22 protein-coding genes are annotated in these 22,734 nt (G+C 69.7%); 16 read left to right on the plus strand and 6 right to left on the minus strand.

Annotated elements, in window-relative coordinates:
- From MFF42_RS00005 to MFF42_RS00065, 13 genes are all read left to right on the plus strand, one after another.
- The coding region (locus MFF42_RS00005) for a magnesium chelatase subunit H (RefSeq protein ID WP_238253463.1) at nt 1–3,506 on the plus strand (3,506 nt) is incomplete at its 5' end.
- Nucleotides 3,503–4,396: a ferredoxin:protochlorophyllide reductase (ATP-dependent) iron-sulfur ATP-binding protein gene (bchL, locus tag MFF42_RS00010; protein WP_238253464.1), complete on the plus strand. Its 894-nt coding sequence runs from the start codon at nt 3,503–3,505 to the stop codon at nt 4,394–4,396. The genes MFF42_RS00005 and bchL, both read left to right, overlap by 4 nt.
- On the plus strand, nt 4,396–5,127 hold the full coding sequence (gene bchM, locus MFF42_RS00015; protein ID WP_238253465.1) for a magnesium protoporphyrin IX methyltransferase: 732 nt from the start codon (nt 4,396–4,398) through the stop codon (nt 5,125–5,127). Before bchL ends, bchM begins: the two co-directional genes overlap by 1 nt.
- Entirely contained in the window at nt 5,124–6,569 is a 1,446-nt protein-coding gene (locus tag MFF42_RS00020) for a BCD family MFS transporter (RefSeq protein ID WP_238253466.1), read from the plus strand. The genes bchM and MFF42_RS00020 overlap by 4 nt, the downstream gene beginning before the upstream one ends.
- Before the next feature lie 14 nt (nt 6,570–6,583).
- Entirely contained in the window at nt 6,584–7,357 is a 774-nt protein-coding gene (puhA, locus tag MFF42_RS00025; protein ID WP_238253467.1) for a photosynthetic reaction center subunit H, read from the plus strand.
- A 12-nt stretch (nt 7,358–7,369) separates the two neighbouring features.
- The gene (puhB, locus tag MFF42_RS00030; RefSeq protein ID WP_238253468.1) at nt 7,370–8,041 is read left to right on the plus strand and encodes a photosynthetic complex putative assembly protein PuhB; all 672 of its coding nucleotides are present in this window, start codon (nt 7,370–7,372) and stop codon (nt 8,039–8,041) included.
- A gap of 15 nt (nt 8,042–8,056) precedes the next feature.
- The gene (gene puhC, locus MFF42_RS00035) at nt 8,057–8,527 is read left to right on the plus strand and encodes a photosynthetic complex assembly protein PuhC (protein ID WP_238253469.1); all 471 of its coding nucleotides are present in this window, start codon (nt 8,057–8,059) and stop codon (nt 8,525–8,527) included.
- A gap of 17 nt (nt 8,528–8,544) precedes the next feature.
- Nucleotides 8,545–8,841, plus strand: coding sequence for an O2-dependent cyclase accessory protein (locus tag MFF42_RS00040; RefSeq protein WP_238253487.1), 297 nt, complete (start codon nt 8,545–8,547; stop codon nt 8,839–8,841).
- A gap of 44 nt (nt 8,842–8,885) precedes the next feature.
- Complete coding sequence (gene acsF / locus MFF42_RS00045) at nt 8,886–9,938, plus strand: magnesium-protoporphyrin IX monomethyl ester (oxidative) cyclase (protein WP_238253488.1); 1,053 nt, start codon at nt 8,886–8,888, stop codon at nt 9,936–9,938.
- A gap of 1 nt (nt 9,939) precedes the next feature.
- A complete protein-coding gene (gene puhE / locus MFF42_RS00050; RefSeq protein WP_238253470.1) occupies nt 9,940–10,743 on the plus strand; it encodes a putative photosynthetic complex assembly protein PuhE in 804 nt (267 codons plus the stop codon).
- A 57-nt stretch (nt 10,744–10,800) separates the two neighbouring features.
- Nucleotides 10,801–12,018 (plus strand): 5-aminolevulinate synthase, encoded by a 1,218-nt coding sequence (gene hemA, locus MFF42_RS00055; protein WP_238253471.1) that lies wholly within the window; start codon nt 10,801–10,803, stop codon nt 12,016–12,018.
- A 51-nt stretch (nt 12,019–12,069) separates the two neighbouring features.
- Complete coding sequence (locus tag MFF42_RS26325; protein ID WP_283206841.1) at nt 12,070–12,330, plus strand: type II toxin-antitoxin system HicA family toxin; 261 nt, start codon at nt 12,070–12,072, stop codon at nt 12,328–12,330.
- Nucleotides 12,327–12,656, plus strand: coding sequence for a type II toxin-antitoxin system HicB family antitoxin (locus MFF42_RS00065; RefSeq protein WP_238253472.1), 330 nt, complete (start codon nt 12,327–12,329; stop codon nt 12,654–12,656). The genes MFF42_RS26325 and MFF42_RS00065 overlap by 4 nt, the downstream gene beginning before the upstream one ends.
- A gap of 16 nt (nt 12,657–12,672) precedes the next feature.
- Here MFF42_RS00065 and MFF42_RS00070 read toward each other — a convergent pair whose 3' ends face one another.
- The 3 genes from MFF42_RS00070 to clpS form a co-directional block, all read right to left on the minus strand.
- Nucleotides 12,673–12,945 carry a hypothetical protein gene (locus MFF42_RS00070; protein WP_238253473.1) on the minus strand — a complete coding sequence of 91 codons (273 nt, stop codon included), beginning with the start codon at nt 12,943–12,945 and terminating at the stop codon, nt 12,673–12,675.
- 136 nt (nt 12,946–13,081) lie between these two features.
- A complete protein-coding gene (clpA, locus tag MFF42_RS00075; RefSeq protein ID WP_238253474.1) occupies nt 13,082–15,565 on the minus strand; it encodes an ATP-dependent Clp protease ATP-binding subunit ClpA in 2,484 nt (827 codons plus the stop codon).
- Between the two features lie 22 nt (nt 15,566–15,587).
- Nucleotides 15,588–15,983, minus strand: coding sequence for an ATP-dependent Clp protease adapter ClpS (gene clpS, locus MFF42_RS00080; RefSeq protein ID WP_238253475.1), 396 nt, complete (start codon nt 15,981–15,983; stop codon nt 15,588–15,590).
- 413 nt (nt 15,984–16,396) lie between these two features.
- Here clpS and MFF42_RS00085 point away from each other — a divergent pair, with 413 nt between their 5' ends.
- Nucleotides 16,397–17,878, plus strand: coding sequence for a D-alanyl-D-alanine carboxypeptidase (locus MFF42_RS00085; RefSeq protein WP_238253476.1), 1,482 nt, complete (start codon nt 16,397–16,399; stop codon nt 17,876–17,878).
- 128 nt (nt 17,879–18,006) lie between these two features.
- On the opposite strand, the gene MFF42_RS00090 is transcribed toward MFF42_RS00085, so the two are convergent.
- The gene (locus MFF42_RS00090) at nt 18,007–18,702 is read right to left on the minus strand and encodes a J domain-containing protein (protein WP_238253477.1); all 696 of its coding nucleotides are present in this window, start codon (nt 18,700–18,702) and stop codon (nt 18,007–18,009) included.
- 523 nt (nt 18,703–19,225) lie between these two features.
- Nucleotides 19,226–20,383: a S1C family serine protease gene (locus MFF42_RS00095; protein WP_238253478.1), complete on the minus strand. Its 1,158-nt coding sequence runs from the start codon at nt 20,381–20,383 to the stop codon at nt 19,226–19,228.
- A 532-nt stretch (nt 20,384–20,915) separates the two neighbouring features.
- Here MFF42_RS00095 and MFF42_RS00100 point away from each other — a divergent pair.
- Nucleotides 20,916–21,131: a hypothetical protein gene (locus MFF42_RS00100; RefSeq protein WP_183435316.1), complete on the plus strand. Its 216-nt coding sequence runs from the start codon at nt 20,916–20,918 to the stop codon at nt 21,129–21,131.
- An 8-nt stretch (nt 21,132–21,139) separates the two neighbouring features.
- Here the strand turns inward: MFF42_RS00100 and MFF42_RS00105 are convergent, their stop codons facing one another.
- Nucleotides 21,140–22,075 carry a DUF817 domain-containing protein gene (locus tag MFF42_RS00105; protein ID WP_238253479.1) on the minus strand — a complete coding sequence of 312 codons (936 nt, stop codon included), beginning with the start codon at nt 22,073–22,075 and terminating at the stop codon, nt 21,140–21,142.
- Nucleotides 22,076–22,192: 117 nt separating this feature from the next.
- Between MFF42_RS00105 and MFF42_RS00110 the strand changes: the two genes are divergently transcribed.
- A complete protein-coding gene (locus MFF42_RS00110) occupies nt 22,193–22,693 on the plus strand; it encodes a hypothetical protein (protein WP_238253480.1) in 501 nt (166 codons plus the stop codon).
- Nucleotides 22,694–22,734: the final 41 nt, after the last annotated feature.

A 22,734-nucleotide genomic window follows, 5' to 3' on the forward strand; every position in this document is an offset into this window, starting at 1 on the left:
TGCTGTTCCTCGACGAGCATGTCCGGGCGATCCTGCCGGCGCTGCTCGCTCGCCGCGACGCCTGCGACGCGATGATCGGCTGTCTCTCCGCCGCCGAGATCGTGCGCACGACGCGGCTCAACCGCTTCGACATGAGCGGGGCGAAGCGCTCGGCCCTCGATTTCCTGAAGCGCCTGCGCGGCAAGCCGGGGGCGGAGGGCAACGCCGCCCGGCAGATGGCGCTGGTGCGCAAACTGCCCAAAATCCTGCGCTTCATCCCCGGCTCGGCGCAGGACGTGCGGGCCTATTTCCTGACCCTGCAATACTGGCTCGCGGGCTCGGACGAGAACGTCGCGAGCCTCGTGCGCTTCCTCGTGCAGCGCTACGCCGCCGGCCCCCGCGCCGGGTGGCGGGAGATCGCCGCCGCGCCCGCCCCGCAGCACTACCCCGAGACCGGCCTCTACCATCCGCGCATGCCGGGCCGGGTCGGCGAGAGCCTCGCGGCGGTGCCGACCGTGCGGGGTGCCCGCGGCCGCGTCGGACTGCTGCTGATGCGCTCCTACGTGCTCGCCGGCAACACGGCGCATTACGACGGTGTCATCGCCGCCCTCGAAGCGCGGGGCCTCTCGGTGGTGCCCGCCTTCGCCGCCGGCCTCGACAACCGCCCGGCGGTGGACGCCTTCTTCACCGCGGACGGCCGGACGGCAATCGACGCGCTGATCTCGCTGACCGGCTTCTCGCTGGTCGGCGGCCCGGCCTACAACGACGCGGCGGCGGCCGAGGCGACGCTGGCGCGGCTCGACGTGCCCTATCTCGCCGCCCACGCGCTCGAATTCCAGACGATCGAGCAGTGGGAGGCGGGCGCGCGCGGCCTCTCGCCGGTGGAGGCGACGATGATGGTCGCGATCCCCGAACTCGACGGCGCCACCGCGCCGACGGTGTTCGGCGGCCGCTCCTCGGCCTCCGGCCCCGGCAACGCCCGCGACATGCGCGTGCATCCCGAGCGCGCCGAGCGCCTCGCCGCCCGCATCGAGCGGCTCGTCGCCCTGCGGCGGCGGCCGAAGCGCGAGCGGCACCTCGCCGTCGTGCTGTTCAACTTCCCGCCGAATGCCGGCGCCACGGGCACCGCCGCCTTCCTCTCGGTCTTCGCCTCGCTGCTCAACACCCTGCGCGGCCTCGCGGCCGACGGCTACGCGGTCGACGTGCCCGAGAGCGTCGATGCGCTCCGCGAGGCGATTCTCGGCGGCAACGCGGCCCGATACGGCACTCCGGCCAACGTCCACGCCCGCGTCTCGGCCGAGGATCACGTCCGCCGCGAGGCCTACCTGCCCGAGATCGAGGCGCAGTGGGGCCCGGCGCCCGGCCGCCACCAGAGCAACGGCGCCGACATCCTCGTGCTCGGCGCGCGGTTCGGAAACGTCTTCGTCGGGGTGCAGCCCGCCTTCGGCTACGAGGGCGACCCGATGCGGCTGCTGTTCGAGGAGGGCTTCGCCCCGACCCACGCCTTCTGCGCCTTCTACCGCTGGCTTCGCGAAGATTTCTCCGCCGACGCGGTGCTGCATTTCGGCACGCACGGCGCGCTGGAATTCATGCCCGGCAAGCAGACCGGTTTGTCGGGGACGTGCTGGCCCGAGCGGCTGATCGGCGAGGTGCCGAACGTCTATCTCTACGCCGCCAACAACCCCTCCGAGGGCACGCTCGCCAAGCGCCGCTCCGCCGCGACCTTGGTGAGCTACCTGACGCCGAGCCTCGCGGCGGCCGGACTCTACCGGGGCTTGAGCGACCTCAAGGCCTCGGTCGAGCGCTGGCGCGGTCTGGAGCCCGAGGCGGTGACCGAGCGGACGGCGCTCGCCGCGATCATTCAGGCACAGGGCGCGGCCGTCGATCTGGTGCCGGCCGAACCCGCCTGGGAGGGCGACCCCGGCCCGCAGGTCGCCGCGCTCGCCGCCGCGCTCTGCGAACTCGAACAGACCCTGATCCCGCACGGCCTCCACGTGGTCGGCGAGGGCATGGCCCGCGAGGAGCGCATCGATCTCCTGCTCGCTCTGGCGGACGCCTCGCACGGCCTCAAGCCGGCCCGCGCCGGGATCGAGCGGCTGGTCGAGGGCGCCGCCTTCGGCGAGGCGCTGGCCGCCGCGGGCCTGTCCGCCGACGAGACCCACCGGACCGCCTTCGCTGACCTTGCCCGGATCGACCGGGAGCTTGCCCGCGACAGCGAACTGCCCGCCCTGTTGCGGGCGCTCGACGGGCGCTTCGTCGCCCCGGTGGCGGGCGGCGACCTCCTGCGCAATCCCGGCATCCTGCCGACGGGGCGCAACCTGCACGGCTTCGACCCCTACCGCCTGCCCTCCGCCTTCGCCCTGGCCGACGGCGCCAAGCAGGTGGCGCGGGTGCTGGAGCGCCACATCGCCGAAGGCCGGGCGCTGCCGGAGAGCGTCGCCCTCGTCCTCTGGGGCACCGACAACCTGAAGAGCGAGGGCGGCCCCATCGCCCAGGCGCTGGCGCTGATCGGCGCGGCGCCCCGCTTCGACGGCTACGGCCGGCTCGCCGGGGCCGAACTGATCCCGCTCGACCGCCTCGGCCGCCCGCGCATCGACGCGGTGGTCACGCTCTCGGGGATCTTCCGCGACCTCCTGCCCCTGCAGACCAAGCTCCTGGCGGAGGCGAGCTTTCTCGCGGCCAGCGCCGAGGAGCCGATCGAAAAAAACTTCGTGCGCAAGCACGCGCTGGCGATCCAGGCCGAGCAGGGCTGCGACTTCGAGACGGCGGCCCTGCGCGTCTTCTCCAACGCCGAGGGCGCCTACGGCGCCAACGTCAACCACCTCGTCGAATCCGGCCGCTGGGACGACGAGGACGAACTCTGCGAGACTTTTTCGCGGAGGAAGAGCTTCGCCTACGGCCGGTCGGGCCGCCCGGCGCCGCAGCGCGACCTGATGAAGGCGGTGCTGTCGCGGGTCGATCTCGCCTACCAGAACCTCGACTCGGTCGAACTCGGCGTCACGAGCGTCGACCACTACTTCGACGGGCTCGGCGGCATGGGCCGGGCGGTGGCCCGCGCCAAGGGCGCGAGCGTGCCGATCTACATCAGCGACCAGACTCGCGGGGAGGGACGCGTCCGCTCCCTCGACGAGCAGGTGGCGCTGGAGACCCGCACCCGCATGCTCAATCCGAAATGGTACGAGGGCCTGCTCGGCCACGGCTACGAGGGCGTGCGCCAGATCGAGGCGACGCTGACCAACACGGTCGGCTGGTCCGCCACCGCCGGCGCGGTGCAGCCCTGGATCTACGAGCGCATCACCGAGACCTTCGTCCTCGACGACGCGATGCGCGACCGGATGGCGTCGCTCAACCCGACGGCCTGCGCCAAGGTCGCGAGCCGCCTCATCGAAGCCCATCGCCGCGGTTTCTGGACCCCCGACCCGGCGATGCGCGACGCGCTCGACCGCGCCGAGGAGGAACTGGAGGACCGGCTCGAAGGCGTCACGCCCGGAGCCATGCCCGGCATCACCGCAGGAGTCGCGGCATGAACATCGCCATCCGAAATCCGGTCCCGATCCGCCGCGAGGAGGGCAGCCTCCAGGTCGCCCTCGACCCCGCCGACCGCATCGAGACGGCGAAGGTCTTCGCGGTCTACGGCAAGGGCGGCATCGGCAAGTCCACCACCTCGTCGAACCTCTCGGTCGCCTTCTCCAAGCTGGGAAAGCGCGTCCTCCAGATCGGCTGCGACCCGAAGCACGATTCGACCTTCACCCTGACCAAGCGCCTCGCGCCGACGGTGATCGACGCGCTCGAATCGGTGAACTTCCACTCCGAGGAGCTGCGGCCCGAGGACTTCGTGGTCGAGGGCTTCAACGGCGTGAAATGCGTCGAGGCCGGCGGCCCGCCCGCCGGCACCGGCTGCGGCGGCTACGTCGTCGGTCAGACGGTCAAGCTCCTCAAGGAGCACCACCTCCTGGAGGACACCGACGTCGTCGTGTTCGACGTCCTCGGCGACGTGGTCTGCGGCGGATTCGCCTCGCCGCTCCAGCACGCCGACCGGGCGCTGATCGTCACCGCCAACGACTTCGACTCGATCTTCGCCATGAACCGGATCGTCGCGGCGATCCATTCCAAGTCGAAGAACTACGGCGTGCGGCTCGGGGGCGTCATCGCCAACCGCTCGGCCAAGACCGACGAGATCGACCGCTTCAACGCCGCGGTCGGCCTGCGCCGGCTGGCGCATTTCCCCGATCTCGACGTGGTGCGGCGCTCGCGCCTGAAGAAATCGACTTTGTTCGAGATGGACCCGTCGCCGGAGCTGAAGGCCGTCACCGACGAGTACATGCGGCTCGCCGAGACGCTCTGGGCCGGCGCCGCCCCCTGCGAGGCCGCGCCGATGAAGGACCGCGACCTCTTCGAATTTCTCGGGTTCGACTGATGAGCACGCCCTACCTCACCCGCCGCTCGCAGCTCGAGACCTATTTCGACCGCACCGCCGTCGAGGCGTGGTCGCGACTGACCTCGGACGCGCCGGTTTCGAAGATCCGCGCCACGGTGCGGGCCGGCCGCGAGACGATGCGGGCGACCCTGCTCGGCTGGCTGCCGGAGGATCTCACCGGCCTGCGTCTGCTGGATGCCGGCTGCGGCACCGGCGCGCTCGCGGTCGAGGCGGCCCGGCGCGGCGCGGAGGTGACCGCGATCGACGTCTCGCCGACGCTGATCGGGCTTGCCCGCGAGCGCCTGCCCGCGATCCCCGGGACGGGCTCGATCGAGTTCCGGGTCGGCGACATGCTCGATCCCTGGCTCGGCCGTTTCGACCACGTCGTCGCGATGGATTCGCTGATCCACTACCAGGCCCCCGACATCGTGCGGGCGCTCGCCGAACTCTCGCTGCGCACCGACGGCAGCCTGCTGTTCACGGTCGCTCCGCGCACGGCGCTGCTGACGCTGATGCACGCGGCCGGCAAGCTGTTCCCGAAGGCCGACCGGGCCCCCGCCATCGTGCCGGTGACCGAGGGCGGCCTGCGGCGGCGCATCGCGCGGGAACCGGCGCTGGAGCGTTTCGCCGTCGGGCGGACGCGCCGGGTCAACAGCGCGTTCTACCTCTCGAACGCGATCGAGCTCCGAAAAAGCCCTCCCCCCGCAGACGGGGGAGGGCAATCCCGATGAAATCCGGCCTCGCCATCACCCGGGTGCTGCTGCGTCTCGGCCCAGCGATCCTTCCCTTCGCCGACGCGGCGACGAAGGAGCTGCCGCTCGGGCGGCTGATGCGGCTGTCGCTGTTCCAGGTCACCGTCGGCATGGCCGCCGTGCTGCTGATCGGCACGCTCAACCGCGTCATGATCGTGGAACTGGCAGTGCCGGCCTGGATCGTCGCGGTGATGCTGTCGCTGCCGCTGCTGTTCGCCCCCCTGCGGGCGCTGGTCGGCTTCCGCTCGGACACGCATCGCTCGGTGCTGGGCTGGCGGCGGGTGCCCTACATCTGGTTCGGCACGCTGCTGCAGTTCGGCGGCCTGGCGATCATGCCCTTCGCCCTGCTGATCCTGTCGGGCGACACCACCGGCCCGCTCTGGGTCGGCCATGTCGCGGCCGCGCTCGCCTTCCTCCTCGTCGGCGCCGGGCTCCACACCACGCAGACCGTCGGACTGGCGCTCGCCACCGATCTCGCCCCCGCCCATGCCCGGCCGAAGGTGGTCGCGCTGCTCTGCGCCATGCTGCTCGCCGGAATGATGGGCAGCGCCCTCCTGTTCGGGCTGGCGCTCGCGAACTTCTCGGCGGTCCGGCTGATCCAGGTGATCCAGGGCGCGGCGCTGATCACCATCGTGCTCAACGGCGTCGCGCTGTGGAAGCAGGAGCCGCGCGATCCCGGCCGCACCGACAGGGCGAAGCCGCGGCCGAGCTTCGCCCAATCCTGGCGCGGTTACGCCGGGGAGGGCACCGCGCGGCGGCGGCTCGCGGCCATCGCGCTCGGCACCGCGGCCTTCTCGATGCAGGACATCCTGCTCGAACCCTATGGCGGCCAGATCCTCGGCCTGACCGTGGCGCAGACCACCGCGCTCACCGCGATGCTGGCCGCCGGGGGCGGGCTCGGCCTGATCGCGGCGGCGCGCTGGCTCAATCGCGGCGGCGATCCCTACCGGGTCGCGGCCGCGGGCTCGGTCATCGGCATCGCCGCCTTCTCGGCGGTGATCTTCGCCGCGCCGCTCGCCTCGACCCGCCTGTTCGCCGCGGGCGTCACCCTGATCGGCATCAGCGGCGGACTCTTCGCCCACGGCACGCTCACCGCCTCCATGGCCAAGGCCGGGCCGGAGGATACCGGCCTCGCACTGGGCGCCTGGGGCGCGGCGCAGGCCACCGCCGCCGGCACCGCCATCGCCGCGAGCGGCATCCTGCGCGATCTCGGCGCGGCCGTCGCCCAATCGGGCGTGCTCGGCGAGGGGATGAACGAGCCGGCGATCGGCTACCTCATCGTCTACCACGTCGAGATCGCCCTGCTCTTCGCCACGCTGGTCGCCATCGGCCCGCTCGTGCGCGCGTCCGACCCCGAAGCCGACCGCCCGGACGAGGGGCGAGCCGGCCGGTTCGATCCCCTCGTCAACCGCCCCACCTGATCGGGAGGCCTGCCATGCCCAGAGGCGAGATCACCGGTTACATCGACGTCGCGCAGGTCACGCTCTACGCGTTCTGGCTCTTCTTCGCAGGGTTGGTCTTCTACCTGCGCCGCGAGGACCGGCGCGAAGGCTATCCGCTGGAGAACGAGGCCGCCGGCCGGCTCAAGAGTCCGGATCCGATCCTGATCCCGACGCCGAAGGCCTTCCACCTGTCGAGCGGCCACACGATGTACGCGCCGCAGACCAACGTCGCCTACGACGCCGACGTGCCGAGCGCGCGGCGCGAAGCCTTTCCCGGCGCTCCCTATTTCCGCACCGACACGTCCTTCCGGGCCGGCGTCGGTCCCGGCTCCTGGGTGCCGCGCCACGACGAGCACGACCGGACCTGGGACGGGCAGTACCGCATCGTCCCCTTGCGCGTCGCCGAAGCCTTCGTGGTCCACGAGGACGGACCGAACCCAATCGGCATGCCGGTCTTCGGCGCCGACCGGCAGGTCGCCGGAACCGTCGTCGACCTGTGGGTCGATCGCGGGGAATCGTTCGTGCGCTACTACGAGGTCGAGCTCGGCGCGGGCGGGCGCCGGGTGCTGATGCCGGTGACCTTCTGCACCACCGGCCGCTTCTCCCGCACCGTGAAGACCGAGGCGCTGCTGGCCGCGCAGTTCGCCGACATTCCCGGAATCAAGGATCCCGACTCCGTCACCCTCCTCGAGGAGGAGCGGATCATGGCCTATTTCGGCGCCGGCACGCTCTACGCCTCGCCGGCCCGCCAAGAACCCATTCTCTAGAGGGCCGATCCCATGAGCGAGTCGGATTTCCTGCCCGAAGGGACGCTGCGGGGGCTGCCCGGCCCGCTGCCGCCGGGCGAGCGCATCCTCTGGCGCGGCGCCCCGACCTTGTCCGGCGTGCTGCTGCGCGTCTTCCACGCCCGGCTCGTCATGCTCTGGTTCGCCGGCACCGCCGCGGTGCTGGCCGTCGGCGCGGCCGCGGGCGGAGGTCCGGTCCGGGCGCTCGCCGTCGCCGGTCCGACCCTGCTGATCGGTCTCGGCGCCCTGGGGCTGCTCACCCTCCTCGCCTGGCTCGTCCATCGCACCACGGTCTACACGCTCACCGACCATCGGATGGTGCTGCATGTCGGCATCGCCCTGCCGATCACCCTCAACCTGCCGCTCACCCGGATCGAGGCGGCGGACCTGCGGCTGTTCTCCGACGGCAGCGGCGACATCCCCCTGCGGCTGCCGCCGAGCGAGCGGGTCGCCTACCTGCATCTCTGGCCGCATGCCCGTCCCTGGCGCGTGAGCCGGCCGGAGCCGATGCTGCGCTCGGTGCCGGAGGCTCAGGAGGTCGCGGCCCTGCTCGCGCCGGCGCTCGCCGCGCGGGCCGACGGCCCCACGCGCATCGGGGAGCCCGTCGCCGTGCGCGACCGGGCAAGCACCGCCCCGGGCCGTCTCACGACGGCCGGAGCCCGATAGCGGGAGTTGAGAGCGATGCCCGTGGAGCTGAACTTCCGCCGTTCCCCGCAGAAGCCGCCGTCGCAGCGGCCGGCCCTGCTGGCGGTCGCCGCCCTGCTGACGGTGGTGCTGCTCGCGGTCGCCCTCGGTCGCGGCCAGGAGAAGGAGCCGGAGAGGAATCCGGCCCACCCGATCCAGACGCTGGCCTTCCACGCGGAGGATCAGCCGGACGGCGCCATCGACCTGCGTGCGGCCGGCGACGGGAGATTGGTCGCGCGGATCGAGCCGGGGCAGGACGGCTTCATCCGCGGCACCCTGCGCGGGCTCGCCCAGGCGCGGCAGCGGGAGGGCCTCAGCCGCGAGCCCCCGTTCACCCTCACGCGATTCGACAACGGCACGTTGTCGTTGGAGGATGAGGCGACCGGGCGGCAGGTGCCGCTGCTGGCCTTCGGCCCTTCGAACGCGAGGGCCTTCGCCCGCCTGCTGCCCGGGACGGAGCTGCGGTGATGGGAGAGGGGGCGGACATGGCCTGGATCGGCAAGACGGTCGTCGAGGTGCCCTGCACCGTCGAGATCGAGCAGACCCCGGAGAGCCTGCACGCGCACGTGACGCTCGATGCCGGCTTCGAGATCGAGCCCGGCGACGAGGTCCAGGTCCACGACGCGCCGACCGAGGTTCCCTACGGCGAGCGCATCACCGTGCGCCGCACCGCCACCGTCACCCGCGCCGGCCGGCTGGAGCGGGCCTGGACCAAGCTGATCGCCCATCTCGAGCTGACCGAGCTCTACGAGGTGAGCTTTTCCGAGCGGAGGAAGCTGTGAACGCCAACGTCCAGCCCCAACATCCGTCGGCGCCCGGCGCGCCGTTGCCGCGTCATCCGGTCAACGACTCGACCAAGAGCGCCCAGCAGACGACCTTCCTGAGCCCGCGCTTCTACACCACCGATTTCGACGAGCTCGACCGCACCGATGTCGAGCCCGTGCGCCGCGAGTGGGACATCCTGATCGACGAGCTGCGCTCGGACCCCAACAAGCGCCACTTCGTGCGCAACGAGGAGTTCGATTGCGACCTCGCCGACATGGATCCGGAACTGCGCAAGGAGTTCCTCGACTTCCTCGTCTCCTCGATCACCGCCGAGTTCTCCGGCTGCGTGCTTTATGCGGAGATGCGCAAGCGCGCCAAGAACAAGGACATCAAGGAGCTGTTCGGCTTCATGAGCCGGGACGAGGCGCGGCATGCCGGCTTCATCAACGACACGCTGAAGGACTTCGGCGTCGGCGTCGATCTCGGCTTCCTGACGAAGACGAAGAAGTACACCTTCTTCAAGCCGAAGTTCATCTTCTACGCGACCTACCTGTCGGAGAAGATCGGCTACGCCCGCTACATCACCATCTACCGCGAGCTGGAGCGGCATCCGGAGCGGCGCATCCACCCGATCTTCAAGTGGTTCGAGAAGTGGTGCAACGACGAGTTCCGCCACGGCGAGGCCTTCGCGCTGCTCATGCGGGCCAACCCGAAGCTGACGGAGGGCGTCAACCGCAACTGGATCCGCTTCTTCCTGCTCGCGGTGTTCGCGACGATGTATGTCCGCGACCATTGCCGCCCGGCCTTCCACAAGGCGCTCGGAGTCGATCCGACCGACTACGACTTCAAGGTCTTCCGCATCACCTCGGAGATCTCGAAGCAGACCTTCCCGATCACCCTCGATCTCGACGATCCGCGCTTCAAGGCGGGCCTCGATCGACTCCTGGTCTGCGCCGAGAAGATCGCCGCCGCGCGGGCGGAGGGCGGCGTATCGGGCAAGCTGAAGCACGGAGCTCAAGCATTGATCGCGGCCGCGACCTTCGCCCGGCTCTACCTGCTGCCGGTCAAGCAGAACGCGATGCCGGCCGACATCCGCCTCCGGCCGGTCTGGTAGCATGTCTGCCTACGCCGCCCCGGCGCTCTACGCCGTCCTGCTGTGGTGGTCGGCCACCGGGCTGGTGCTGGTGCTCCAGCACCTGCCGCGGCGAACGCATCCGCGCAGCATGGTCGCGGCGAGCGCGGTGCTGGCGGTAGCGCTCTGGGCGATCGGCGCGGTCGCCGACGACGACACGGAGGCGGGCGCCTATGTCGGCTTCACCGCCGCGGTGATCGTCTGGGGCTGGCAGGAGATGAGCTACTATATGGGCTTCGTCTCCGGCCCGAAGGCGGCCGCCTGCGCGCCGAACCTGCGCGGGCTCGATCGCTTCCTCGCGGCGCTCGGCACCAGCCTCTGGCACGAATTCGCGATCCTGCTCGGCGGGCTCGCCATCCTCTGCCTCACCTGGGGGGAGGGGAACCGGGTGGCGCTCTGGACCTACGCGCTGCTCGCGCTGATGAACGCCTCGGCGCGGCTCAACCTGTTCCTCGGCGTGCGCAACCTCCACGCCGAGTTCCTGCCGCCGCATCTCGGTTACCTCGCCTGCTACCTGAGCCGGCGGCCGATGAACCCGCTGTTTCCGGTCTCGGTGACGCTCGGGACCGCCGCGACGGTCCTGCTCGCCCGCGGCGCGCTCGGAGTGGACGCCGCCCCTCACATGGTCACGGGCATGAGCCTGCTCGCGACCCTCGCGGCGCTCGCCACCCTGGAACACTGGTTCCTGATGCTGCCGCTGCCTTCGGCGGCCCTTTGGAACTGGAGCCTGCCGGGCCGCGCGGCGCCCGTCACCGAGGTGCCTGAAACCGGGGTGCCGCGCGAATGAGCCGAGGCGGACACGAGATCCGCCCGCACAGTTGAATCTTTATCGGGGAGGACGGGCATGGACTACGAAGCCTTCTTCGGCAGCGCGATCACCGGACTCCACCGGGAGGGGCGCTACCGCGTCTTCACCGACCTGGAGCGGCAGGCGGGGCGCTTTCCCTACGCCACGCATCACAGCCCCGGCGGCGAGCGCGAGGTCACCGTCTGGTGCTCCAACGACTATCTCGGCATGGGCCAGCACCCCTCGGTGCTACGGGCGATGCACGAGGCGATCGACCGTTGCGGGGCGGGCGCGGGCGGCACCCGCAACATTTCCGGCACCAACCACTACCACGTGCTCCTGGAGCAGGAACTCGCCGACCTCCACGGCAAGGAGGCGGCGCTGATCTTCTCCTCCGGCTACGTCTCGAACTGGGCGGCGCTCGGCACCCTCGCCTCCAAGCTTCCGGGCTGCGTGGTGTTCTCCGACGAGGGTAACCACGCCTCGATGATCGAGGGTATCCGGTCGAGCCGGGCCGAGCGCCAGATCTTCCGCCACAACGATCCGGAGGATCTCGACCGCAAGCTCGGCCTGATCGAGCCGGGCAGGGCCAAGCTCGTCGCCTTCGAGTCGGTTTATTCCATGGACGGCGACATCGCGCCCATCGACGAGATCTGCGACGTGGCCGAGGCGCACGGGGCGCTCACCTATCTCGACGAGGTGCACGCGGTCGGCCTCTACGGAGACCGCGGCGGCGGCATCTCCGAGCGGATGGGCCTCGCCCACCGGCTCGACGTGATCGAGGGAACGCTCGGCAAGGCGTTCGCCGTCCACGGCGGCTACATCACCGGCTCGGCCCAACTCTGCGACTTCGTGCGCAGCTTCGCCTCGGGCTTCATCTTCACGACCTCGCTGCCGCCCGCGGTCGCGGCGGGCGCGGCGGCGAGCATCCGCCATCTCAAGGCCAGCAGCGTCGAGCGGGCCCGCCATCAGGACCGGGTCGCGCGGGTGCGGCAGGCGCTCGACGCGGCGGGCATCCCGACGCTGGCCAACCACAGCCACATCGTTCCGGTGATGGTCTGCGACCCCGTGCTGTGCAAGGCGATCAGCGATTCCCTGCTCGACGAGTTCGGCATCTACGTGCAGCCGATCAACTACCCGACCGTGCCGCGCGGCACCGAGCGTCTGCGCATCACGCCCTCGCCGCTGCATTCCAACGCCGACATCGATCATCTCGTGGACGCGCTGAGCACGATCTGGCGGCGGATCGGATTGAGCAAGGCGGCGGCGGAGTAGGCGATGGGGCGCCGCCGCCTGCCGGCTTTCAGTAGCGAAAATCGATACTAGATGAGGCTGAGTGGGAAGCATCGAGCGAGGCTCGAAGCAGATTTCGCCGATCCTGTCCGTTCCGGCATCGCTTGGACCGACATCGAAGGCCTGATGACGGCCTGCGGTGCATCGATCGAAGAAGGACGAGGCTCTCGCGTCCGGATCGCCCTGAACGGTGTGCGGGCCGTGTTCCACCGCCCGCACCCGAAGAAAGAGACGGACAAGGGGGCGGTGAGATCCGTCCGGCGCTTCCTGAGCGAATCGGGACTGCGGCCATGACCGTCATGCATCACAAGGGTTACGAGGCCCTCGTCGAGTATGACGAGGAAGCCGAGCTGTTCCACGGGGAGGTGCTCAACCTCCGCGACGTGATCACCTTTCAGGGCCGTTCGGTCGAGGAGCTGAAGCGGGCGCTGGCCGACAGCATCGAGGACTATCTGGCTTTCTGTGCCGAGCGCGGCGAGGAGCCGGAAAAGCCGTTCTCCGGGCAGTTCGTCGTCCGGGTCGATCCCGGACTGCACCGCGCCGTCGCCTCCGCCGCCCGCCGCGCCGGGCTCAGCCTCAACAAATGGGTCGCACGGACGCTCGAACAGGCGGCAAGCTGAACCGCCGCCCCCTAGGCTACATCTTCTTCTCCAGCGCCGCCTTCACCTGCATGAGCTGATCCCACACCACGCCGGGGCTGGTGCCCATCGCTTCGAGGACCGCGTTCACGCCCCAGAACAGGCCGAACAGGATCACCGGCACCAGGATCCAGCCCAGGATCTCCTCGCCGCGGTGGCGGGCCTTGCGGCGGCGGCGGCGTCTCTCGCGGGCGGTCGGCGGATTCGGCCGCGCCGGAGCCGGCTGTGGCGCGACAGGCGTGAGGGGCTCCTCCTGCGCGTCGCTCGTCATGCTACCCCCATTGCTGGCCGATGCCGGGTTCTCTGGCAGAGAGCGGCGCCGTCCATATCCGGGAGCCGGCACGGGAACGCAACCCGCGCCGGCACGGAAGATCGGACACCCTTCCGAGTGACCGATCCTGCGAGCGTCAGACCTTCAGCGGGACCTTCGGCACGGTGCGGACCGATCCTCCGCCGGAGGATCCGCCGCCGGACGGACCGCCGTCGCGCTTGTTCGCCTTCTTGCGCGGGGCCGAGCGCGGCTTGGAGCGCTTGCGCTTGGCGGCGTTGGCGACGTCCGTCTCGGGCTTCGGCGTGACCGGCCCGGCGGGGAACTCGAAGCCGAGCTCCGCCTTGGCCTTGGTATCCTCGCCCTCCGGCTTCTTCAGCACCACCTTGACCGCGCCGCCGTCCTTGAGGCGGCCGAACAGCACCTCGTCGGCGAGGGGCGTCTTGATGGTGGACTGGATCAGGCGGGCCATGGGCCGAGCGCCCATCGCGTCGTCGTAGCCGTTCTCCACCAGCCAATCACGGGCCTCGTCCGAGAGCTCGATCGTGACGTTGCGGTCGGCGAGCTGCGCTTCGAGCTGAAGCACGAACTTGTCGACGACCTTGGCCACGACCTCCTTCGGCAGGTGGCCGAACGAGATGATCGCGTCGAGACGGTTGCGGAATTCCGGCGCGAACAGCCGGTTGATCGCCTCGACGTCGTCGCCCGAGCGCTTGCTCTGGGTGAAGCCGTAGGCCGACTTCGCTAGATCGGAGGCACCCGCGTTCGACGTCATGATGATGATGACGTTGCGGAAATCGACCTGCTTGCCGTTGTGGTCGGTCAGCTTGCCGTGGTCCATCACCTGCAACAGGATGTTGAACAGGTCCGGATGCGCCTTCTCGATCTCGTCGAGCAGGAGCACGCAGTGCGGGTGCTGGTCGATCCCGTCGGTGAGCAGGCCGCCCTGGTCGAAGCCGACATAGCCGGGGGGCGCACCGATCAGCCGCGAGACCGTGTGGCGCTCCATGTACTCCGACATGTCGAAGCGCAGCATCTCGACGCCGAGCGAGGCGGCGAGCTGCTTGGCGGCCTCGGTCTTGCCGACGCCGGTCGGGCCCGCGAACAGGTACGAGCCGATCGGCTTGTCGGGATCGCGCAGGCCGGCGCGGGCGAGCTTGATCGCCGAGGTCAGCGCCTCGATGGCGTTGGTCTGGCCGTAGACGACGCGCTTGAGGTTCTCTGTCAGGTTCTTGAGCACCACCGCGTCGTCCTTCGACACGGTTTTCGGCGGGATCCGCGCCATCGTGGCGATGGTGGTCTCGATCTCCTTGACGCCGATGGTGCGCTTGCGGCGGGCCTCCGGCACGAGCATCTGCGAGGCGCCGGTCTCGTCGATCACGTCGATCGCCTTGTCCGGCAGCTTGCGGTCGTTGATGTAGCGCGCCGACAGCTCCACCGCCGCCTTCACCGCGTCGGTGGTGTATTTCAGCTTGTGGAACTCTTCGAAGTACGGCTTCAGGCCCTTGAGGATCTCGATCGTGTCCGGGATCGACGGCTCGTTGACGTCGATCTTCTGGAAGCGGCGCACCAGGGCGCGGTCCTTCTCGAAGTACTGGCGGTACTCCTTGTAGGTCGTCGAGCCGATGCAGCGCAGCGCGCCGGAGGCGAGCGCGGGCTTGAGCAGATTCGATGCGTCCATCGCGCCGCCCGAGGTGGCGCCCGCACCGATGACGGTGTGGATCTCGTCGATGAACATGATGGCGTTGGGGTGCGCCTCGATCTCCTTCATCACCTGCTTGAGGCGCTCCTCGAAGTCGCCGCGGTAGCGGGTGCCGGCGAGCAGCGTGCCCATGTCGAGGGAGAAGACCGTCGCGTCGGCCAGAACCTCGGGCACCTCGTGCTGGATGATCTTCCGCGCGAGACCTTCGGCGATGGCCGTCTTGCCGACGCCGGGGTCGCCCACCAGCAGCGGGTTGTTCTTCTGGCGGCGGCAGAGCACCTGGATCGTGCGCTCGACCTCGGCGTGGCGGCCGATCAGCGGGTCGATCTTGCCGTCGCGCGCCTTCTTGTTGAGGTTGACGCAGTAGGCCTCCAGCGCGTCGCCCTTCTTCTTGGGCCGCGCCTCGCCGTCGTCGGAGCCCGGCCGCTCGGAGGCCGCCTCCTCGTCGGCGCCGCGCACGGGCTTGGCCTCGGAGGCGCCCGGCCGCTTGGCGATGCCGTGGCTGATGTAGTTCACCGCGTCGTAGCGGGTCATGTCCTGCTCTTGCAGGAAGTAGGCGGCGTGGCTCTCGCGCTCGGCGAAGATCGCGACGAGCACGTTGGCCCCGGTCACCTCCTCGCGGCCCGACGACTGCACGTGGATCACCGCGCGCTGGATCACGCGCTGGAAGCCGGCGGTCGGCTTGGCGTCCTGGCGCCCGTCGCCCGTCAGGTTCGAGAGCTCGGTGTCGACGTACTCGACGAGATTGCGACGCAGGACGTCGATCTCGACGTTGCAGGCCCGCATCACCGCGGCGGCATCCTGGTCGTCGACGAGGGCGAGCAGGAGATGTTCGAGGGTCGCGTATTCGTGGCGGCGCTCTCCGGCCAGGGCCAGGGCGCGGTGGAGGGCTTGCTCGAGGCTACGTGAGAAGCTTGGCAATGCTCTGGCCTTCGCTGGATGCCTATTTCTTTTCCATAACGCACTGAAGCGGATGTTGGTGCTTGCGGGCGAAATCCATCACCTGCGTCACTTTCGTTTCCGCGACTTCGTAGGTGAACACGCCGCACTCCCCCACACCATTGTGGTGGACGTGCATCATGATCTGGTAGGCGTCGTCGTGGCTCTTGTTGAAGAAGCGCTCGACGACGTGCACGACGAACTCCATCGGCGTGTAGTCGTCGTTGAGAAGCAGCACGCGGTACAGGCTCGGCCGCTTCGCCCGCGGCTTGGTCCGGGTGATGATCGCGGTGCCCGAACGATCGTCGTCGCCCGGGTTGCGCGGTGTCGAGGCCGCACGCACCGGAACCCGTCCCCGACCCGCCTCCTGCACTTCGTTCTGGATCAGCTTGGAAGACATCTGAATCGAAGCGACCCTGGTCTGGCAGCCTTCGGCACCGGCGTCCCGGCAAGGGGCGCGGCGCTCAAGAGGCAATCTATAGGCCGATCGGCGACTGCGCCAGAGAGGTGCGTGAAACTGTCCGGCCAAGCCGCATTCCCGGAGCCGCACCGGCACCCCGGTCCGAACCGCGACGACGCGCCCCGGCGGCGACGCAACGCACGATCGAGCGGCGCGGAGGGCGCCGCATTCGTCAAGATCGGCTTAACCCCTGTGGCGAAAGGACGATCTCGAACTTGCGAGTGGCCGCATTAACGGCCGCGTAACCGCGTTCATCCTACCGTCCTCGCCAGAGATTGCGGACCCGGCTGGCGGCGTCCGTGAAGGGTGCCAGCCGGGCTCGAACGTCCGGCTGTCGAGGCGAAGGTTTCGAGATGCGTCGCGTAGAAGGCCGGCCCACGGGATCCCGCGCTGTCGCCGTGCTGCTCCTGGCGACGAGTTTCCTCGTCGCGGTGGCCGATCCCGCCGAGGCGAGGCGCCGAGGCCACGCCCGGAAGGCGGTCGGCGGCTACAACCCGCCCTACGCCGCCATGGTCGTCGACGTGAAGTCGGGCCGGACCCTGCACGCGGTCAACGAGGACGCGCTGCGCCACCCGGCCTCGATCACCAAGGTGATGACCCTCTACATGCTGTTCGAGCAGCTGGATAAGGGCCGCTACGACCTCGACTCGCCGCTCACCATCTCGGCCAACGCCGCCGCCCAGGCGCCGTCGAAGCTCGGCCTGCGCCCCGGCTCGACCGTGACCGTCGAGGAGGCGATCAAGGCGCTCGTCACCAAGTCGGCCAACGACGTGGCCTGCGCCATCGGCGAGAACATCGCCGGCTCCGAGCCGCGCTTCGCCGAGATGATGACCCGCAAGGCCAAGGCGCTCGGCATGAGCCGCACCCACTACGCCAACGCCTCCGGCCTGCCCGATCCCGACCAGATCACCACTGCCCAGGATCTCACCATCCTGGCCCGCGCGATCCAGGACCGGTTCCCGCGCTACTACCGCTACTTCCAGACCCGCTCCTTCGCCTTCCGCGGCCGGACCATCGGCAACCACAACCGCCTGCTCGGCAATGTCGAGGGCGTGGACGGCATCAAGACGGGCTACACGCGCGATTCCGGCTTCAACCTGATGACCGCGGCCAGGCTCGGCGACCGGCAGATCGTGGCGATCGTGCTCGGCGGCAAGTCGGGCGCCAGCCGCGACCGGATCATGGCCGACCTCGTCCGCGCCAACCTGCCGCGCGCCTATGCCGGCGCCCGCCAGACGGCACCGGTGGTGGAGGTGGCCGAGCGCGGCCGCCCGGCGGTCGTCGCCGAGGCCGAGTCCCGCACCCGCACCGTCATCGCCTCGGCGGACGACGACGCGGTCGAGACCACGAGCTCGACGAGCACCGCGCCCCTCGACATCCGCCCGGCCACGACGACCCCGGGATCGCGCCGCGCGGGCCTCCAGGCGCTGCCGAACGCCGCCCAGGCCTATGCCGGGCCGGCGAGCCAGGCGCCGTTCCCGGGCGCCGGAAGCAAGTCGACCGCCCGCCTGCCCGCCGTCGAGGGCGTCGCCTCCCGCGCCGAGGGTCCCCCGAAGGATGCCCGCGGCGACAGCGCCAAGCCCGTCACGCCGACGCCGTGGGTGATCCAGCTCGGCGCCATGGACGACGAGGACAAGGCGAAGTCGATCCTCGCCGACGCCCGCAGCCGCACCGGCATGCTCTCCAAGGCCGCCCCCTACACGGTGCGGGTGACCCATGGCGGCGCCACGCTCTACCGTGCCCGCTTCTCGGGCTTCGCCGAGCAGAGCACCGCGCAGGATGCCTGCGCCGCGCTGAAGAAGAACGGCTTCAACTGCTTCGCCACCCGGAGCTGACCGTCTCGAACAGCCTTCCTCGGAGCGGCTGCCGGCGCGTTCGGCCGGCGGCCCTTCGATGACAAGAGCCGCGCCGAAGCGGCCGGGACCTCTTTCGATCCATCGACCCTGACAACGCGCGTGGAGTTCTAGCGATGTCGGTTCACCAGCCTGTCACGCGCCGCGTTGACGCGCGCCGCCCTCTCGACGCTGCCGCCCTGGTCGGGATGCAGCCGCTTCATCAGCGTCCGATGAGCCGCGCGGACCTCCTCCAGGGACGCCCCGCGCTCAAGCCCCAGGACCTGATAGGCCTCCTCCTCCGTCATCGTCCCTGGCTTCGCCGCGCCGCCCGGCCGCGGGTCACCGTCGCCATCAGCGTCTACACGCCAGCCGGACTGCCGGCGGTCGAGATACGCCTCTAGCAGGCGCCCGCCCTCGGGATCGTTGGCGCGCAGAAGGATCGTCAGCTCGATCAGCGCCTCCGTCGGCACCGCCGACAGGCGGCGCCCGGCGAAGGGCCCGACGAAGAGGGTTCCGTCGAGCGGCACGCCGTCGGAGCGGATGTCGAGTTCGAGCGAGGCGGTGCGCAGGGGCTGCGGCTCCCGGTACCCGCGCCACGCGCGGACACGCCGGATCACGCCGGCCTCGCCCTCCGCCAGCCAGAGCCCTCCGGCGCCGAGCAGCAGAGCGGGGAGGAGGCTGCCGCGCAGGGACAGCGCGAAGGCCGTCGCCAGGAGGGCGTAGCCGGCGAGCAGCCGCGGCGTCAGGCCGAAGGGCAGGCGCCCTTTGCGGCGGCCGAGCCACCAGAATCCGATGAGCGCCAGAAGGCCGAGGGCGAGGAGCATCCTTCGCTCATCGGCCGGTTCGGCCCGCGGGTAAAGCGTCCATGATGGTGATCGACGTCATAGACACAGGCTGCACAGGATGCCGACGCTCGGTTCTCTCCACGGAACGACCCCTGATCGTAGGTATCCGCGCACTACTTCACGAGCAGGAACGTGATGAGAGACGTGAGAGGAAACACGATGAGTTTGATGTTCATATTTCGATCGAGGAGAGCAAACGGTATATCTTCGTGAAATTTGAAAAATGAACGCTCAATAAATTCTTCGAAACTACGGCACCTGGGTAGGAACGATTGGGTCACCCAGAGCACAAGGAGCGTCGAAACGCAGCCGATCGCTAAAGGCAGCCAGAACAAGCTGTTATATTCGACACCTTTCGGCAAAACACGCACTTTCAAGTCAAGCGATCTCAGGGACGAAACTCTATTTCGCAAAACTCGGCTTTACGATCAATTCGTAGCACGCCCGCCCTGTGTTCGAAGCCTTTTCAAGCCCCCATGGTCGAAGCGGCCGAAAGCCGGCATCACAACCGCGTCTGCGCCACGTCCGCCGTGTTCAGCCGAACGGTCCGCACCCGGCCGTCGCGCTCGACCAGCAGCGTGACCGGGCGATCGAGCCCGGCCTCCTCGACCACGGCGGTGAGGTCGGACAGGCGGTGGACCGGCCGGCCGTTGGCGCCGACGATGATGTCGCCGATGTCGCCGGTGCGGGGATCGACGCCGCGCAGGCCCGCCTGCGCCGCGGGCGAGCCCTGCAGCACCCGCAGCACGACGACGCCGTCGATGCCGAGCCGGGCCGCGGTCGCCTCCTGGCCGGCGATGATGCCGATGCCGGGGTTGCGCACGCGCCCGTTCTTGATGAGGTCGGGCACCACCCGGTTCACCACATCGACCGGCACCGCGAAGCCGATGCCGGCGCTGGCGCCCGAGGGCGAGAAGATCGCGGTGTTGACGCCGATCAGGCGGCCCGCGGAATCGAGCAGCGGTCCGCCGGAATTGCCGGGATTGATCGCCGCATCGGTCTGGATCACGCCCGACAGTTCGCGGCCCTCCTGCGTCGGCAGGCGCCGTTGCAGCGCGCTGATGACGCCGGTCGTGAGGGTGTGATCGAGACCGAACGGGTTGCCGATGGCGAAGGCCGACTGCCCCACCTTGAGGTCGGCCGAGGTGCCGACGGCGAGGGGAGGGGGCATCTTGGCGACGCGCCCGAGCTGGAGCACGGCGAGGTCGTAGCTCGGCGCCGTGCCGACAACCCGCGCGCCGACCACCTCACCGGAAGCCAGCCGCACGGAGATCGTGCCGCCGCCCTTCATCGCGGCCTCGACCACGTGGTTGTTGGTCACGACATGGCCGGCGGCGTCCCAGACGAAGCCGGTGCCGGTCTGCGTGCCGGAGCCCTGCTGCTGCTCGCCCCCTCCCGGCCCCTGGCCGAACTCGTCGTCGGGCTCCATCAGGGCACGCCCCTGCGCCGCGGCCTGAGCGAAGACGTGGACGACGGAGGGCGAGGCGCGGGCGAAGAGATCGACCGTGGTCTTCTCCGCCGCCGACAGGTCGCCGCGCGCCGTCACCGAGCGGGGCGCGTCCGCCGAGTAGAGGAAGGCGAGGATGTAGGGCTGCGCCACGAAGGCGATCAGCAGGCCCAGGGTCACGCCCAGGGCGATCCGCACGAAACGATCCGGCACCGACAACCCCAACCCTTATCCCAACGCCCGCCCGATGCCGGCCCGCTCGCCGAACGCGCGATCCGCCCCGGCGGTACGGGCCGCGTTCAGACTGGCTCCGGCAAACTCCCCGATATGCGGTCCATGACAGCGATCGCGGGAATTCGAAGAATGAGACTTAGCTGTGTCCGGTGTGGCTTCCGGTCAACAAATCCCCGCTTTTCCTCACAGGCGGGTCGGGTGCGACACCGCACGGTCAAGGCTCGCTACCGAGAGTAACCAATTGCATACTGTTTCGTACGCAGTGTCTTCCTACTGATGAGAAGGCATCGGTGGGCGGGCCTGGATCAATTCTTGGCGAAACCAAGGCAAGGTCTGGGCGAGGAACTGCGACGAGACGGTGACCGATCGGCTGTCGAGCACTCGAATTGATCGCAAAGCTGCCCCAGAGATGCTTCGATCGCCCTTGAAACTTTGAGCATACCGTCCCGACGGCTCTTGTCGTCGCGATGTCCTCAACGGACGAAGACGGTTCGAACAGGAAGAACAAGAGATGGAAACCGAAGCTCTCGAACGTCCTGCCGACCTCACCATCTGGCGCACGCTGCCGGCCTCCTCTCCGCTGGCCCAGCCCGAGCGCTACGACACCCTGCGCGAGGCGCTCGCCGCCGCGAAGGGCGCCCTGGGCGATCCCTCGAAGCAGCCCTGGATCATCACCGAAGAGGGCGAGATCCTCTCCCCGAACTGGATCCGCACCTACGTCAACTGATCGCGGCCTCAGCGCGCGGGCCGCGGTGCGTTCGAACCGACGGGCTGCCCGGGGGCCGCATCGGCCTCGGGCATCGGCTCCGGCCGGTTCACCAGCGTGACCAGCACGTAGGACACGATCATCAGCAGGAACCACGAGCCGAGCTTGGCCGCCGAGACCGGCGACCAGCCGGCCGCCTGGTTCGGGTAGAGCCAGACGCGGCTCGCCGTGCCGATGTTCTCGGCGAGCCAGATGAAGAGCGACACGAGAACGAAGCCGAGCAGCAGCGGCATCCGCCGATGCACCTGCCAGACCTTGAAGTGCACCACCGTGCCTCCGAACAGGAGTCCGGTGGCGATGAACAGCACGGCCCGCATGTCCGCCGTGTAGTGGTGGCTGAAGAAGTTGAGGTAGATCGCCCCCGCCAGAGGGAGCGTGAGCGCCAGCGGCGGATGGCGGCTGAAGCGGAAATCGAACAGGCGCCAGACGCGGGCGATGTAGGAGCCGATGCTGGCATACATGAAGCCCGTGAAGAGCGGCACGCCGGCGATCCGCAGAAGGCTCGCCTCCGGATAGATCCATGAGCCGACGCCGGTCTTGAAGATCTCCATCGCGGTCCCGACGACGTGGTAGATCGCGATGACCTTGGCCTCCTCCCAGGTCTCCATGCCGAGCGCCAGCAGCGCGACCTGGATCAGCACGGCCGCGAGCGTCAGGACGTCGTATCGCGTCAGCGGCGCGTCGGCCGGGTAGAACAGGTGCGTGCCGATCAGGAGCGCGCAGAGGAGGCCGCCGAACAAGCAGGCCCAGCCCTGCTTCACGCCGAAGCGGAGGAACTCGTAGGCGAAGGCCGGCCCGCGTCCCGCGGCGCGGGCGCGCTCGCCGAGCCTGCGCTCGGCGGCCACGAAACCTACCAGGAACGGCCAGTTGCGTGCCGCGCTCGGCGTCGTCCGCCCTGACCTCATCCCGTCCTCCGTCGCGCCCGGCGCCTTCGCGCGAAACGAGGGTCGGAAAGCGGCGGTTTGACGGTCGCGCTGGCCATGTCCCACACTTCACCCCGTCGAACACGGCGGGGAGGGGGCGTGGAGGCAGCTTTCGCGGAAGATCGGGCGCCGGCCCGGCGGCGGATGGAGCGTGAGCTGCGTCGGCTCGAGGCGCTCGCCGCGCGCAAGCGATACCGAAGACGGAGCCTTCGGGCGCTGCGCGGATCGGCCGGCGCGGCGGCGACCTTCCTCGCTCTCCTGAAAGTGAAGGTGATCGGGACGCTCGCGGGCAAGGCCGCCATCGCGGTCCTCGTCGGCCTGGGCCTCGCATGGCCGGCGCTGGTGATCGGCGTCGTCGGCCTGGTCGGGATCGTGCTGGGGCTCCTCAGCCTGTTCTCCGGCGAGGGCGGCTCGCACCATTTCGACTGCGACAGCCCCTGCGACTGCGCGCGCAAAGAGAAGCGGGCCGAGCGGCTCAAGGCTCTGATCGCGCAGCGCCGGGCTTGGCTCGCCGCGCCGTCGGGGCCGGCCCCGAGCCTCCGCCGCGACGCGCGCGGACGTCATCACCTGGCGGCAAGCCGGCGCAAGCGCGGCCGGTGAGCCCCGCCTTATGGACAGTAGCCGCGTTTGGTGGCTTGCCT

It is taken from the genome of Methylorubrum podarium (assembly GCF_022179745.1).
GTDB lineage: Bacteria > Pseudomonadota > Alphaproteobacteria > Rhizobiales > Beijerinckiaceae > Methylobacterium > Methylobacterium podarium.

What these genes read in the sequence shown, in the direction of transcription:
- MFF42_RS00040 (WP_238253487.1), top strand. Translation starts at nt 8,545, where the DNA reads ATGGCCTGGATCGGCAAGACGGTCGTCGAGGTGCCCTGCACCGTCGAG.
- puhB (WP_238253468.1), top strand. Translation starts at nt 7,370, where the DNA reads ATGAGCGAGTCGGATTTCCTGCCCGAAGGGACGCTGCGGGGGCTGCCC.
- clpS (WP_238253475.1), bottom strand. Translation starts at nt 15,983, where the DNA reads ATGTCTTCCAAGCTGATCCAGAACGAAGTGCAGGAGGCGGGTCGGGGA.
- puhC (WP_238253469.1), top strand. Translation starts at nt 8,057, where the DNA reads ATGCCCGTGGAGCTGAACTTCCGCCGTTCCCCGCAGAAGCCGCCGTCG.
- MFF42_RS00020 (WP_238253466.1), top strand. Translation starts at nt 5,124, where the DNA reads ATGAAATCCGGCCTCGCCATCACCCGGGTGCTGCTGCGTCTCGGCCCA.
- puhE (WP_238253470.1), top strand. Translation starts at nt 9,940, where the DNA reads ATGTCTGCCTACGCCGCCCCGGCGCTCTACGCCGTCCTGCTGTGGTGG.
- MFF42_RS00085 (WP_238253476.1), top strand. Translation starts at nt 16,397, where the DNA reads ATGCGTCGCGTAGAAGGCCGGCCCACGGGATCCCGCGCTGTCGCCGTG.
- MFF42_RS00070 (WP_238253473.1), bottom strand. Translation starts at nt 12,945, where the DNA reads ATGACGAGCGACGCGCAGGAGGAGCCCCTCACGCCTGTCGCGCCACAG.
- bchL (WP_238253464.1), top strand. Translation starts at nt 3,503, where the DNA reads ATGAACATCGCCATCCGAAATCCGGTCCCGATCCGCCGCGAGGAGGGC.
- MFF42_RS00065 (WP_238253472.1), top strand. Translation starts at nt 12,327, where the DNA reads ATGACCGTCATGCATCACAAGGGTTACGAGGCCCTCGTCGAGTATGAC.
- MFF42_RS00090 (WP_238253477.1), bottom strand. Translation starts at nt 18,702, where the DNA reads ATGCTCCTCGCCCTCGGCCTTCTGGCGCTCATCGGATTCTGGTGGCTC.
- bchM (WP_238253465.1), top strand. Translation starts at nt 4,396, where the DNA reads ATGAGCACGCCCTACCTCACCCGCCGCTCGCAGCTCGAGACCTATTTC.
- MFF42_RS00100 (WP_183435316.1), top strand. Translation starts at nt 20,916, where the DNA reads ATGGAAACCGAAGCTCTCGAACGTCCTGCCGACCTCACCATCTGGCGC.
- hemA (WP_238253471.1), top strand. Translation starts at nt 10,801, where the DNA reads ATGGACTACGAAGCCTTCTTCGGCAGCGCGATCACCGGACTCCACCGG.
- MFF42_RS00105 (WP_238253479.1), bottom strand. Translation starts at nt 22,075, where the DNA reads ATGAGGTCAGGGCGGACGACGCCGAGCGCGGCACGCAACTGGCCGTTC.
- puhA (WP_238253467.1), top strand. Translation starts at nt 6,584, where the DNA reads ATGCCCAGAGGCGAGATCACCGGTTACATCGACGTCGCGCAGGTCACG.
- MFF42_RS26325 (WP_283206841.1), top strand. Translation starts at nt 12,070, where the DNA reads ATGAGGCTGAGTGGGAAGCATCGAGCGAGGCTCGAAGCAGATTTCGCC.